The organism is Achromobacter sp. CF-sbj1-Ac2-l (genome assembly GCF_052698165.1).
Genome location: NZ_CP199855.1, coordinates 96,570 through 111,390 on the forward strand (window position 1 = coordinate 96,570; position 14,821 = coordinate 111,390).

8 protein-coding genes are annotated in these 14,821 nt (G+C 66.3%); 5 read left to right on the forward strand and 3 right to left on the reverse strand.

The features are described from left to right. The first annotated feature begins 135 nt into the window (after window positions 1–135). Genes ACUDCK_RS00455 through ACUDCK_RS00475 form a run of 5 tightly spaced genes read left to right on the forward strand, consistent with a single transcriptional unit; the run spans window position 136 to window position 12,894 of the window. The gene (locus ACUDCK_RS00455) at window positions 136–10,443 is read left to right on the forward strand and encodes a two-partner secretion domain-containing protein (protein ID WP_175167305.1); all 10,308 of its coding nucleotides are present in this window, start codon (window positions 136–138) and stop codon (window positions 10,441–10,443) included. Next, on the forward strand, window positions 10,440–10,823 hold the full coding sequence (locus ACUDCK_RS00460; protein ID WP_082884037.1) for a hypothetical protein: 384 nt from the start codon (window positions 10,440–10,442) through the stop codon (window positions 10,821–10,823). Before ACUDCK_RS00455 ends, ACUDCK_RS00460 begins: the two co-directional genes overlap by 4 nt. A gap of 21 nt (window positions 10,824–10,844) precedes the next feature. Then, window positions 10,845–12,206 carry a hemagglutinin repeat-containing protein gene (locus ACUDCK_RS00465; protein WP_175167304.1) on the forward strand — a complete coding sequence of 454 codons (1,362 nt, stop codon included), beginning with the start codon at window positions 10,845–10,847 and terminating at the stop codon, window positions 12,204–12,206. Further along, window positions 12,181–12,450, forward strand: a complete 270-nt coding sequence (locus ACUDCK_RS00470) for a hypothetical protein (protein ID WP_175167303.1) — start codon at window positions 12,181–12,183, stop codon at window positions 12,448–12,450. The genes ACUDCK_RS00465 and ACUDCK_RS00470 overlap by 26 nt, the downstream gene beginning before the upstream one ends. A 57-nt stretch (window positions 12,451–12,507) precedes the next feature. Then, entirely contained in the window at window positions 12,508–12,894 is a 387-nt protein-coding gene (locus tag ACUDCK_RS00475) for a YkvA family protein (protein WP_175167302.1), read from the forward strand. Window positions 12,895–12,907: 13 nt separating this feature from the next. Here ACUDCK_RS00475 and ACUDCK_RS00480 read toward each other — a convergent pair whose 3' ends face one another. From ACUDCK_RS00480 to ACUDCK_RS00490, 3 genes are read right to left on the reverse strand one after another with little or no spacing between them, the layout of a single operon-like run. Further along, window positions 12,908–13,609, reverse strand: coding sequence for a hypothetical protein (locus ACUDCK_RS00480; RefSeq protein ID WP_175167301.1), 702 nt, complete (start codon window positions 13,607–13,609; stop codon window positions 12,908–12,910). A gap of 12 nt (window positions 13,610–13,621) precedes the next feature. Continuing rightward, window positions 13,622–14,254, reverse strand: coding sequence for a LysE family translocator (locus ACUDCK_RS00485; RefSeq protein ID WP_175167300.1), 633 nt, complete (start codon window positions 14,252–14,254; stop codon window positions 13,622–13,624). Window positions 14,255–14,293: 39 nt separating this feature from the next. Further along, window positions 14,294–14,818, reverse strand: coding sequence for a DUF4189 domain-containing protein (locus ACUDCK_RS00490; RefSeq protein WP_054504350.1), 525 nt, complete (start codon window positions 14,816–14,818; stop codon window positions 14,294–14,296). Window positions 14,819–14,821: the final 3 nt, after the last annotated feature.

The following is a 14,821-nucleotide window of genomic DNA, read 5'->3' on the forward strand; positions in this document are numbered from 1 at the left end:
GCGCTTCGCGAAACACGCAATTGCCGATCGCAGATAGCGCTGGCGATCCGTGGCGGGTGACGGGATGTGGGGAGTCCCGCAGTCATCAAGACGATTGCGACGCCCTCCCTCCAAGCCGCCTTCAACCGAGTACGAATGATGTCCAAGCTCCGTTCCCTGATGGCGTGGTCCGTGGTCTTCACGCAGGTCTGGTCGCCCGTGATGGCGCAGACCCTGCCGATCTCGGTGGACAGAAGTGTGCCGGGCGCCAAGCCCTTCGTGAGCGTCAGCCATGGCGTGCCGGTGGTCAATATCGCGCCGCCTTCGGCCGGTGGCGTGTCGAACAACCGCTACACGCAATTCAACGTCGGCCCATCCGGCGTGGTGCTCAATAACAGCGGCGGCGCCAGCCCGTCGCAACTGGCCGGGCAAGTGGACGGCAACCCCATGCTGGGCAATCGGCATGCGGGCACCATTCTCAACCAGGTCACCGCGCCCAATCCGTCGCAATTGCTCGGCACGTTGGAAGTGGCTGGCAACCGGGCCAACGTCATCGTCGCCAACCCGGCGGGCATTACCTGCAATGGCTGCGGATTCCTGAACGCGGACCGCGCCACGTTGACCACCGGCAAGCCGCGCGTCGGGCCCGACGGCGGCATTGGTTTTGACGTGACGACAGGCCGGCTTGGCATCGAGGGGCAAGGCCTGAACGGCATGAACCTGAGCCAGGTGGAACTGATCGCGCGCACGCTGGAGATCAACGCGCAGGTCTGGGCGAACCGGTTGAACGTGACGGCCGGCGCGTCGCAGGTCGACTATGGCACGGGCGCCGTATCGCCGCAGGCGGGTGATGGCCCAGCACCCGGGGTAACGCTGGACACCGCCGCGCTGGGCGGCATGTACGCCAACAGCATCCGCCTGATCGGCACCGAGGCCGGCGTGGGGGTGAACATCGGCGGCAATCTGATGGCGCTGACGGGCGATTTGCAGGTCAATGCCGCCGGCGACGTCCGCATTGCGCCGCGCGCCACCGTGCAGGCAGCGGGGGATCTGCGCGTGGAGAGTGGCGGCGACCTGGCCGTGCAGGGCGCGGCGCAGGCGACAGGCGCGGTGGCGCTCACCGCCGCAGGTAAAGTCGCGGTGTCGGGCGCGGTCGGCGCGGGCGCGGCGCTGGACGTGGACGCGCGCGGCGACGCAACTGTGGGCGCACAAGGCAGCCTGCGTACACAGGGCGCCTTGCGTGTAGCCGCCGGCAGGGACCTTTCGCTATCGGGAAGCCTGCTGACGTCGGGCCAGGACGCGCGCGTGCAATCTGGCCGCAACCTGACGGTGGCCCTTCAGACGGCCGTGCCGCAACCCGCCCAGGGCGTAACCACCGATAGTGGTGCCGATGCCGCAGCGCAGGCGGATGCGCAGTTGGGCAAGCCGTCCGACGCGCCGGCCGACTCGCGCGGCGGCGTATCCCTGGTGGCCGGCGTGGTGTCCGCAAAGGATTACGTCACGCTACAAGCGGGACGCGACCTGGTACTGCCGCAACAGGTGTACGCGTCGGGGACGTTGCTGACCCAGGCCGACGGTAACTTGACCCTGGAGGCCGGCACGCAATTGCAGTCGACCGGCAACGTCACGCTACGAACCGGCCGGGATGCATCCTTGGGCGGGGCCGTCCTGACCGACGCGGCGTTGAGCCTGACAAGCGGCAACGATCTGGCGCAGGGTTCGGCGGGCAAGCTGCAAGGCAAGCAGGTGCGGGCCACTGCGGGCCGCGATCTCACATTGGGCGGCGCATTGGTGTCCGCGGCCGATCTCCAGGTGCGGGCGACACGCGATACGCGTGTGGACGGAACGCTCAGTGCCGGTGGATCGTTGGGTATGGACGCCGGACGCAATCTACGTATCGGCGCCACCGGGCAGGCAGACGCATCCGGCAAGGCGCGCCTGCTCGCGGCAGGCGATTTATCGGTGGCCGGCGCGACGCGCGGTGACATGGGCATGCACCTGGAGGCCGGCAGCCAGATGGACTTGGCCGGCACCGCTGCGTCCGCCAACGGGCCCCTGGATCTGATCGCCGGAAAAGGTATGAACCTGTCTGCCGACAGCCAGACGCTGGCAGGTGGCGTATTGCAAGCACGCGCGGGCAGCACGCTGATGGCCACCGGCACGATGACATCGCTGGGCGACCTGATACTGGAAGCGACCAATCAGCGCCTTGCGGGCCAGCACTTCGCCGCCGGCAACCTGATCATTCAGACGCCCGGCGGCCTGACCACCTTGGCGGGATCGCGACAGCAGGCCAATGGTTCGATCCTGGCACGGGTAGGGACCGGGACGCTGGCGGGCACGTTGGTGGCGGGTCAAGCCGCGACGTTGCGAGTCGAAAGGGACTTGACCGTGGACGGCACGGTTTTGGTGGACACGGGGGCGCTCAAGGTCGGCAGCGGCGGCGCCTTGACGCTGGGTGGTGCGAGTGCGCTGCAGGCCGGCGGATCATTGCAGGCGCAGGCCAGCGGCAAGCTGCTGGCGAACGGCTCGATTTCCGGTCTGCGGGACATCATCCTGACAGTTGGCAAGAACGCGGAGTTGAACGGCAAGACCGTCGCCAACGGTACCCTGCGCACCGAGGCGAACGATGATCTGACCGTCGGCGAGACGGGCCTGGCCCAGGGCAGCGCCAAGCTGCTGCTGAGCGCGGGCCAGGACCTGCGAATCGCCGGCATCGCGGGTACCGCCAAGGGCGCCGGGTCTGGTGCGAGCCTGGGTACGTTGCAAGCGCAGGCGGGCCGCGATCTGTTCATCACCGGCGCGGCGACCGCCGGCTCGCCCGTTGTCCTGGGCGCGCGGCGCGACATCCGTGTCGCCGGCATCGCGACTGCGCTGGCGGGCGGGCTTACGGCTGACGCGGGCGCAAACCTGGAAGTCGCGGCAACCGGCAGGATGCAGGCGTCGCAGAACCTGAACGCGAGTGCCGGCGCCCAGTTGGACGCTGATGGCGTCATTGCCGCCGGCGGCGGCCTGACGCTTGCCGCAAAAGGCGACGTCCGCGTGGGCGGTCTGGCGGCTGCGCTGGGCGGGCGCGCAGCGGGCGATGCCTCTCTCACGGCTGGGAGCGATGTCGTCGTCAAACAGGACGGGTCGTTGCAGGCCGCCGGTACGCTGACCGTCCACGCGCGGCGCTCCCTGTTCGTGGCGGGCGCCCTCGGTTCCGTGGGAGACATGCGGCTTGCCGCCACGCACGACGCGCACTTGAACGGGACCACCGCCACCGACGCGAGCCTGACGCTGACAGGCCGTGACGTGGCGGTGGGCACTGCCGGGCTGGCGCAAGCTGGCCGCACGTTGAACGCTTCAGCATCAGGGGCACTGGAAGTGGCTGGCCGCATGCTGGCGGGCGGCTCGCAATCTTTGACCGCGGGCGACACGCTCAGCATCGAAGGCACGGCCGTCGCCTTGCAGGGCGATCTTTCGCTGACCACGCAGCGCGGCGACATCGCGCTGCGCGCCGCCTCGCGGCAGCAGGCGGGCGGTGGGCTGACGGCTCAAGCCGGTGGTGCGCTCACCGCGCTGGGCTCGGCTTCCGCGCAACACGGCATGACGCTGCGCGCGGGCGCCGACGCAACGCTGGGCGGCCTCGCCGCGACGCAAACGGGCGACCTCGACATCCATGCCGCCGGCGCACTCAGCGCCACGACGGACGGCCGCTTGCAGTCCGGCGCGGCGCTGGACCTGAGCGCGGGCGGTGCGCTGGGCAACGCCGGTATCGCCACGGCAGCCGGGCGTGCCAGTCTGAAGGCCGGAACCATGCTGGACAACACGGGCTCGGTGCTGGCTGGCGGCGATCTGATCGCCACCGCCGCCAATCTGCGCAACCAGGGCGGCGAGCTGATTGCGACGAGCGATGCCGAGATCGAGCTTGGCGGAAATCTCGACAACACGGGTGGGCGGATTGCCGCAGCGGGCGCCGCGCGCATCGAGGCCGCCGCCATCGCCAACCGCCGCGGCACGCTGGCCGGGCGTGATGTGACCATCACCGCAACCTCCTCCCCCGCCACCACGAACGCGGTGGACAACCACGCAGGCCTGATCCAGGCCGACAACGCGCTGACGCTGCGCGCGGCCAGCCTCGATAACGGCGGCACGTTGACCGCGGCTGGCGATCCCCCCAAGGGCGTGCTGGGCAAGGTGGTCGACATTCTGGCGGACCGGGTGGGTAACCAGACGGGGTCCGTGCAGGCGCGCGAAGATCTGACACTGTCCACCCAGGACCTGGACAACACCGGCGGCGAAATCGCCTCCCAGGGCAATGCGCGAATCCTGGCCGACCGGCTGGACAACGCCGGCGGCAAGCTGCTGGCGGACAAGCGCCTGACGGTCGTCACGCAGGTTCTGCAAGGGTTGGGCACATTGCAGTCGGCGGGCGATCTGTCGTTCCAATACGCCGGCTCCCTGAGCCAGGAAGGCGATATCGCCAGCGGCCGCGACCTTGCGCTGTCCGTGGGCGGCGACATGGACAACCGCGCCCGGATCAGCGCCGTCCGCGATCTGACCATCACGGCAGGCTCGTTGAACAACCAGGCCTCGGGCGAACTGTTGGCCGGCGGCGCCAATGCCATCACGGTCGCGCGCGGCCTGACCAACGCGGGCCTCATCGACGGCGGCTCGACGCGCCTCGCCGCGGATCGCGTGGAGAACACCGGCCGCATCTATGGCGACACGTTGTCCATCCAGGCGGGCACCCTGGTCAATGGCGCCGGGGCGGGCGGCGGCGCCGTCATCGCCTCGCGCGGGAACATGAATCTCGGAGTGGCATCGCTGACCAACCGCGACCATGCTCTGATTTACTCGGGCGCCGACCTGCGCATCGGCGGCGCGCTGGATATGCACGGCGCGGCTATCGATCAGGCCGCCTCGCTCTTGAACGCCTCGGCCACCATCGAGGCTGCCGGCGATGCGCACATCTGCGCGGCGCGGATCGATAACCAGAACACCCAGTACACCAGCGGCATGGTGAAGGTGGCCGAGCAGAAAAAGGTCTATGCCAAGCCATGGAATTCCGGCGTCATGTACGACATGGCGGACAACTGGGTCTGCGACTCGGTCACCAAGCTGTGCAGTCAGGATCCCCGAAGCTTCATGGACGACGACGCCGAGCGCATGCTGCTGCTGCCGTCCGACCAATATCCGGCATCGCGCTACGGGCCGCAGTTCGATTACACGCCAGGTATTCGCAACAAGCACGGGCATATTCCGGTCACGCCTATCCGGGTTCCCCAATTGGACCGCTGCGCCCTGGAGGGGAGCGGCCCGAAGTGTTCCCGGCCCAAGAAATTCGGGAGCGGTAGGTTCGGGAGCTCGGGGCCGTCCTACGCCTACCGCGTGGATGCGAAGATCTGGCAGGTTTTCGACGTGAAGCCGCCGACAGGCCCGGCGCCGCAGTGGACGCCGCGCTACTGCGGACGCGATGGCCGATGCATTGCCGAGGAGAACGCCAGCCGGGAGGCCTACAAGCGCGCGTTCGCCGCTTACCAGGCGCCCTTCCTCGAACTGAATACCCGCATCAACGCATTCAATGCGGACTTCCAGCGCCATCTGGTCGATGACTTTACCTACTACTACCTGGATGAAACGGTCACCGAAACGCGGACGCTGAGCTCCGATCCCGGCAAGATCCTGGCCGGCGGCGCCATGACACTGGCCGGCACTGTCGTCAACGATAAAAGCCAGATTGCGGCGGGCGGCGCACTGTCCGTGCAAGGTCCGGCGATCCAGAATATAGGAGCCGGCGGGGTCCGCATCACGACGCGCGAGGGCACGCAAACCCATACCTATCCGGGCAGAAAGAACCACCGCAAAGAAAACCAATCGCGTTACCGGCGCACCGCAAGCGAAGAGAGCATCGAATTGCCGGTGGGCGCCGCAGGCGGCAACGCAGTGGTGTCACTGAGCGGCAAGACGCCGGGGGCCAGCGGCATCGCCGTACCCGGCCCCGTGCAGGTGGCCAGTGTGGACCTGCCCGGTGGCAACACGGTGCGTGTCGTTGCCAATCCCGCGAGTATTCCCGACAGTCAGTTCTTTGCCGTCAACGGCAAGCCGGATGCGCCGTACATCGTGGCTACCGACCCGCGTTTCGTTGGCCAGCGTCCGTTCGTGTCCAGCGATTACCTGCTGGACTTGTTGCGCCAGCCCGGCGCGGCGCCGGACACCACTATTGGCGCTGCGACGACAGGCAAAGGGTCGTCCGACGCGCGCCCGCCGAATTGGGACGCCCTGTTTCCCGCAAGCGCCGGATTCCTGACGCCCACGGGCCAGCCCAGACGCCTGGGTGACGGGTTCTACGAACAGAAGCTCGTGTCTGACCAGATCCTGGCTTCCTCGGGGCAGCGCTTCCTGGAGAACTACAGCGATTACGACGCGCAGTACAAGGCGTTGATGGCCGAAGGTGCTCGCTTCGCCCAACGCAATGGCCTGAAGATCGGGGTGGCGCTGAGCGAGGCGCAGCAGCGCCTGCTGACCACTGATCTCGTCTGGCTGGAGGAGGAGTCGATCACACTGGCCGATGGCAGCACCGGGAGCGTGCTTGTCCCGAGGGTCTACTTGCTGGTGCGGCCGGACGATTTGAAAGGCGACGGCACGTTGATAACCGGGCGCAATGTCGAACTCGCGGCCCAAGGCGATATCGCCAGCAGCGGCACCCTGGGCGCGCGCGAGGCGCTCGTGATGGGCGCGGCCAATATCGTCAACCAGGCGGGCGGGCGCATCCAGGGCGGGCGGATCGATCTGGCCGCGCGCGAGGACCTCACCAACCAGGTATCCAGGATCGTGGGCAAGACGGTTGCGCTCTTGGCCGGCCGCGATATACGCCTGACATCGACCGCCGCCAAGGAGAACCACGGCACGACCTGGGGCTCGTACCTGACCGGCATCGCGCGTATTGACGCAGGCAGTCTGGACATGCGGGCCGGGCGCGACCTTGCCTTGACGGCGGCGCAGCTAGCCGTCCAGGACGATGCGCGCCTGCAGGCCGGACGCGACCTGTCGCTGACCGCCCTGACCCAAAGCCATGGCGAAACCAATGTGCGGGACGCGCGCAATCGCTACGAGTTTCGTAGCAGTGAGCAGACCGGCACGACAATCGCCGCGGGTGGCAACCTGGCGTTGGTTGCCGGTCAAGACGTCATTGCGCGCGCGGCGGATGTCACCGCGGGCAAGCAACTGGCCGTCGATGCGGGCCGTGACATCCAGATAACCGCCGGCGAGCGGACGCTGTACGCGTATGCCGAAAGCCATAACAAGGAGCGCGGCTTTCTGCGATCCAAGTCCACCCACAAGATTCAGTCGGTGGACCAGATACTGGCGCAGGCCGCCACCTTCACGGGCGACACGGCGGTGCTGTCGGCTGGCCGCGACCTGAACGTGACGGGATCGAACGTCGGCGCGCAGCGAGACCTGCTCATCGCTGGCGAGCGCGACGTGAACATTCTGCCTGGCGAGAATCGTTCTGACCGCTATGACTACAAGATGGTCAGGAAGTCGGGGCTAGGCGCGATGGGAGGGCTGAGCTACGGCACGCGCAGGCAAACCGACTCGCTCGACGGCAAGAACGTGTTCCATACCGCGAGCACCGTCGGCAGCGTCGAAGGCGATACGCTGATCCGCGCGGAGCGCGCACTGAACGTGACGGGCAGCAACGTCCTGGCGCGCCAGGGCGATGTGACGCTGACCGGGCGCGGCATCAATATCGCCGCGGCGCTCGACAGCACGCGCGACAAGGAATTGCACGAGGTCAAGCAATCCGGCGTCAGCATCAACGCCAGCGCGCCGCTGATCAGCGCCATGCAGACCGCCGGTCGGATGAACGAGGCCGCCGGCAAGACCGACAACAAAGTCATGCAGGGCCTGGCCCTGGCGACCACGGGCCTTGCCGCGCTCAATGCCTACGACGCGGTGATGGCGGACCCGAAGAGCGCGGGCGGTGTCAGCCTCAGTATCGACCTGGGCACCAGCAAGAGCCAGAGCGCCACGGACCGCGCGTCTTCGTCCACGGCCGGATCGACGGTGGCCGCCGGCCAGGACCTCACCCTCCTCGCCCAGGGCGCGGGGTCGGCTTCGGACATCACGCTCACGGGATCGCGCTTGTCGGCGGGCGGCAATGCCCTGCTTGAGGCCGATGGGAACATCCGGCTGCGGGCCGCGCAAAACACCTTCGAGCAGAACACGAAGAACAAGAGTTCCAGCGCAAGCGTGGGCATCGGCGTGTCGGCCGACAGCGAGAACGGGGCTGGCGTCATGGTCACCATCGGCGTCAGCGGCGCTCGTGGCCGTGCCGATGGCAAGGACACCCGTTGGACCTATGCCGACGTGAGCGCCGGCAACGTGCTGGCGTTGCGAACCGGCGCTGACACGTCCTTGATCGGTGCGACCGGTCGAGGCGACCGGATCATCGCGTCGGTGGGCAAGGACTTGCGCCTGGAGACCCTGCAGGACGCCAGCACCTACGACGCCAAGCAGCAAAGCATCGGGGTCAAGGCCAACATCTGCGTGTATGGCTACTGCAAGAGTTCGGTGTCGGGCCACGTCGCTCAAGGCCGGATGAACAGCGACTTTCGATCGGCTAGCGAACAGGCGGGCCTGAAGGCGGGCGACGGCGGCTTCCAGTTGGATATCGCGCGAAACACGACCTTGGTCGGCGCGGCGATATCCAGCAGCGAGCGCGCGGCGCTGGAAGGCCGAAACGCGCTCGGCACGGGCACGCTGGATGTTCGGGATGTAAAGAACACGGCCCGGTACAAGGCCGACCAGATCGCCCTGAGCGGGGGCTATAGCTGGGGCGGCGACGGCGGGGGCGCACCCAAGAAAGGCGACGCGGGCAAAGCGGACGTAGCCGCGAACGCCAACGGCCAGGCGGCGGGCGGCGCCGATAAGGCGCGGGAATCGGGCGATAAGGGCGGGGCGTCGGCAGGCCTGCCTGTTGTCGCGGGCGCTTCCGGCAAAGCCAGCTCGACCACGCGCAGCGCGATCAGCGGCGGCAATGTCGTGATTCGCGATGAAGTCGCGCAGCAGGACTTAACTGGACTGACGGCGACTCAAACGATCGGCGCGCTGAATCGGGATACGTCGTCGGATACGTTGAATGCGCTCAAGCCGATCTTCGACAAGGAGAAGATCGAGGCGGGGTTCGAGATCGCGTCGGAGGTCAATCGGCAAGTCGGGCAGTTCCTGGAAACGCGGGCCAGGGAAGCCAAGGCGCTGGAAGATGCGCTGAAGAACGAGCCCGAAGGACCGCGTCGAGATCAACTACGTGCCCAACACGAAGCGGTCCAGAAATGGGGACCAGGAGGCAGATACCGTGAAGCACTGATGGCTGTGAGCTTGGCCACTGGCGCAAACGTGACGGGTAGCGCCAGCGGGTTCGTGCAAGCGGCAACCGTGAATTACTTGCAGAGCTTGAGCGCGGCCAAGATCAAGGAAATCGCGCCGCTGCTTGGCGGGGAAGGTTCCGCCGGACATGTGGCACTGCATGCTTTGCTGGGATGCGCGGGGGCTGCGGCAAAAAGCACAGGATGCGGCGCCGCCGCCACCGGCGCATCCGCGGGAATCGTCATCAGCCAGCTCATGGAGCAGGTGTCCGGCAAGTCATCGAACAAGCTCGATCCCGTGAAGCGCGAGGCGCGCATCAATCTGGTGACGAGCGTGCTGGCGGGCCTGACTGCGGCGCTGGATCCGAAGGCCGTGGCGGCGGTGAATGACGCGGCGCGGGTGGAGTTGGAGAACAACCAACTTGCATTGCCGTTGCCGGTAATAGGCGCGGGCTCGGCCGGCGGCGCATTCGGAAGCTTGGGGCGGCGCGACTCTAACGGCGTGGCAAGCGCGAATGAGAACATTGCGCGGCATCTGACGCGAGTGTGGAACAGGCTATTCGAGAAGGATAGCGGACCGGAAGAGGCGAATGGGCCGTTGGAGACACCGGCTGTGCCGCCGGGTGGCGATACGCGAGTGCCGGGGTATGCGGAAGATGGGCGGCATGCGCAGAGTACGCCGGGGTATGAGGCGGATCAGGGGAGTCTGGCCACGCCGAGCTATGACGCGGATGGGAATGCGTATCTAGGCGGCAGCGTTACGCCGATGGCTGAGCCGCAAGGGCCGCAGGTCATATTGAACGATGCCACAAACCGTGGGAGCACGAGTGATATTTTGATGCCGAACGGCATTCCTGTAGGAAATGTGCACCCTGGCGCCGGGCCAAGAATCAGGACTGTGACACCAGAACAATTTGGCGCTCTACAGGCACAGTTGATGAGCGGGGCTAGTCCGGTCCCAACCCCGCCGGGATATGCCGGTACTTGGTATCAAAGAGCAGATGGAACTGTCTTTGGCATTCGGAACAGCGTAAAAAGCGGTGCCACGATTGATGTGGTAAAGAGCAATAACCTGAGCTTGCCACCAGGATTTAAGGTGCACCAAAGATGAGTTTGAATCTTCACTCCGTTGGAATTTTTGGCCAGACAATGGCTGAATGTATAAACACGATAGCGGGGGAATTGCCTACCGATGCCGTGGGTATGTGGCAGATCATCCCGACAGGTCGACAAGAGTTTGGATTGAGTGGCGACGATCTCACGGAGTTTGTGCGCCGGTGTGTCCTTGCACTGTTAGACAGGGGAGCTAAGCCTGTAGTAGGTGGAGGGGGGACAGAATATGATTGGCTGCTTCAGCTTCAATATGGAAAATCAAATGAAGAGATTGTGAACGCCGTAATAAGGGAATGGCTCAATTCGGGTGCGACGGATTGTGATCCGGGAGGGCTCTGGTTTGCTTTACTGTCGCCTTATGTAGGGATTCGTCGATAGCGCCTCGTGGGCGCCGGCACTATGCTGGCGTTGCGATCCGGCGCTGACACGTCCTTGATCGGTGGAACTGGTCGAGCCGACCGGATCATCGCGTCGGTGGGCAAGGACTTGCGCCTGGAGACCCTGCAGGATGCCAGCACCTACGACGCCAAGCAGCAAAGCATCGGCGTCAAGGCCAACATCTGCGTGTACGGCTACTGCAAGAGTTCGGTGTCGGGCCACGTCGCCCAAGGCCGGATGAACAGCGACTTCCGATCCGCCAGCGAACAGGCCGGCCTGAAGGCGGGCGACGGCGGCTTCCAACTGGATATCGCGCGAAACACGACCTTGGTCGGCGCGGCGATATCCAGCAGCGAGCGCGCGGCGCTGGAAGGCCGAAACGCGCTCGGCACGCGCACGCTGGATGTTCAGGATGTAAAGAACACGGCCCGGTACAAGGCCGACCAGATTGCCCTGAGCGGGGGCTATAGCTGGGGCGGCGACGGCGGGGGCGCACCCAAGAAAGGCGATGCGGGCAAAGCGGACGTAGCCGCGAACGCCAACGGCCAGACGGCGGGCGGGGCCGACAACGCGCGGGACCCGGGCGACAAGAGCGGGGCGTCGGCAGGCCTGCCTGTTGTCGTAGGCGCTTCCGGCAATGCCAGCTCGGCCACGCGCAGCGCGATCAGTGGCGGCAATGTCGTGATTCGCGATGAAGTCGCGCAGCAGGACTTAACTGGACTGACGGCGACTCAAACGATCGCTGCGCTGAATCGCGACACGTCGTCGGATACGTTGAATGCGCTCAAGCCGATCTTCGACAAGGAGAAGATCGAGGCGGGGTTCGAGATTGCGTCGGAGGCTCAGAAGCAGGTCGGGCAGTTCCTGGAAACGCGGGCCAGGGAAGCCAAGGCACTGGAAGATGCGCTGAAGAACGAGCCTGAAGGACCGCGTCGCGATCAAGGCCAACATCTGCGTGTACGGCTACTGCAAGCGTTCGGTGTCGGGCCACGTCGCCCAAGGCCGGATGAACGGCGACTTCCGATCCGCCAGCGAACAGGCGGGCCTGAAGGCGGGCGACGGCGGCTTCCAGTTGGATATCGCGCGAAACACGACCTTGGTCGGCGCGGCGATATCCAGTCAAACGCTGCGCTGAATCGCGACACGTCGTCGGATACGTTGAATGCGCTCAAGCCGATCTTCGACGAGAAGAAGATCGAGGCGGGGTTCGAGATCGCGTCGGAGGCTCAGAAGCAGGTCGGGCAGTTCCTGGAGGCTCAGGCCAGGCAAGCCAAGGCGCTGGAAGATGCGCTGAAGAACGAGCCCGAAGGACCGCGTCGAGATCAACTAAAGCAAGCTTTTGAGGATGCGAAGACTGATGATGTTCGCCTTTTTGTGCCGTGATGAACGACGCTGGGTCCGTACTGGTGCGATCCCCACCTGCGGTCGCTTGTACGCGAAGGTGGGCGCGATCGATACGAATACCGCCATTCGCAAGATGTTCGGCGACGTCCTGGTGCGTGCCTTGGCTGCCTCGGAAAGACGCGTCGCGGTCATCATCCGGCGATTGCCCAAGGTATTGCCCCCCTATCGGGCGTCAAAGCACGCGATGCAAGCGGCTGCGGATTTAGCGAGCAGATTGCGTTGAAGCCAAGTCACGGGTTCAATCTGGAATCCATCCCCGCTGCCCCCTACCCCGCGCTCCATGCCAACCCGCGACCGCCTCAAAACCTGGGCCCGGCGCATCAAGCGCGACGGCCTGACCCTCTGGTTCGCCGGCAAGCACCCCCGCACGCCCTGGCACGCCAAGGCGCTGGGCCTGTTCGTGGTGGCCTACGCCCTCAGTCCCATCGATCTGATTCCCGACTTCATCCCGGTGCTGGGTTATCTGGATGACGTGCTGTTGCTGCCGGGCCTGATCTGGTTGGTCATCAAGTTGTTGCCGCCAGATGTGCTGCGGGAATGCCGCAGCCAGGCGGACGCGTGGATCCAGGCCAAGCGCGAAAAGCCGCGCAGCCGGGTGGGCGCGGTGGTGATCGTGGTGTTGTGGGTGGCGGTGGTGCTGGCGGTCGGCTACTGGCTATGGCGCTGACGCGGCGCGCGCTTCAATCTTCCAGAAATCCCAGCGTGCGCAACTCCGCGATCGCGCCCAGTTCCTCGTCACGCCGCTTCTTCGGCGCGCCCATTGATGCGGCCAGCAGCATGGCCGGCCTGTCGGATCCGTCGAAGCCGCGCAGCACGCTGTCGGCAACGGGAAAGGCCTTGGCGAAGCTGGCATCCAGCGCCTGCTGCCCACGATAGCGCCCGCGCTTGTCCAGGATCACCTGCGTTTGCGGATCGCGCCTGATCAGGTGCAGCGGCACGCCTTCGCAACGCAGCCCCAACAGCCTGGCTTCGCTGATGTCCAGCGCCCAATCGGTCTCGGCATAGAACGCGGCGCGGGCGGTCTCGAATTGCTGGAGCCGGTCCGCATCCGTGCAGAACGCTTCGGGCGTCAGGTTCAAGTTGATCTTGCCGATCTTGCCCTTCAACGTGACCCGGCGAAGGAACGCGGCCCACACCAGCAGAATGGGGTTGGTGGACAGGTCTTCGACCACCACGTCCTCGAACACGCACGGCTTGATCTCTGAATTCACGACGCGGCATTGCGACAGCGTCACGTTCTGCACGCGCGACATGCGTTGCGGATACTTGACCATCGACAGACCGCAGTTATCGAAGGCGCAGTCGTGCAGATGCAGGTCGTGGAAATGCGCGTTGCCCTTGTCCAGGGCCATGCGGAATTCCTTGCCTTCGATCTTTTGCATGGAGCGCGCGCGTCAGTTGCGGCTGGCGGTGGCCAGGCGCAGCGCCAGCGCCAGGAACACCGATCCCAGTACGTACTGCGGCCAGCGCGACACGCGTTGGCGGCCGGCCCAGCGCCGGCTGAGCTGGTGCGCGGCCAGGATGACGGCGCCGTTGATGAACAGGCCGATGACGTTGAGGATGGTGGCCAGCACCAGGATCTGCAGGGCCACCGAGCCGTCTTGCGGGCGCACGAACTGCGGGAACAGCGCCAGCACGAACAGCGCCATCTTGGGGTTGAGCAGGTTGGTCAGCAGGCCTTGCAGGAAGACTTCGCGCACGGGCGAGCGGGCCCGGCCCGCATCGGGCACGTGCGGCACGGGCTGCGAGCGGAACGCGCGCACGGCCAGGTACAGCAGGTAGAGCGCGCCGGCGAAGCGCACGGCGTCGTACGCCATGGGCACCGCCACGAATAGCTGCGACAGGCCGAAGGCCGCCAGCAGCGCGTGGCAGTAGGTGCCGGCCTGGATGCCGGTCAGCGAGGCGAAGCCGGCGGCCCTGCCCTGCGCGGCGCTGCGAGAGGCGATCAGCAGCATGTCGGGGCCGGGCGTCATGGCCAGCGCGACGCAGGCGCCGCCAAAGAGGACGAGGGTGGCGGGGTCGAGCATGGGAGGTCCTTCGAGGGATGCGGGCCGGCGAGACGCCGATTATTGAGCCGGCGGGGGCAGGCTGCAACCGGTGTAGAAAGCCTGGCAACTGGCGCCAGCGCCTTTCTCGCAGCTTTCCAGGGCGCGCATGCGGGCCAGTTCCTCGCTGGCGGCGGTGGCGGAATTGACCAGCACGCCGCTGCCTTGGGGCGACGGGCCGTAGGCCACGGCCACGCACTGGTCGTGATAGGTGGTGTTGATGACGCAGCGCGCGCCGCCCTTGGTGGCGCATTGGCCCAGCGCGTCTTTTTCGGCCTTGGCTTTGCTGGCCCGGTCGGCCGAGATGCCGATCGCGCCGGAGAGCGCGTCATAGGCCACGGCGCCCCAGCGCTGGGCGTCGCGCGATACAGGGGTGGACGCGCCGCCCGCGGCGGGCGCGATCTCCACGGGGATCGGCACGCATTGCTGGCCGGGCGTGCCGACGCTGGGCGCGTAGCCGTCGGGGCAGCCTTGTTCGGCTTGCGCCACGGCGGCGTGGGAAAAATTCAGGGCGATGGCAAGGGAGGCAATGATCAGGGTACGCATGGG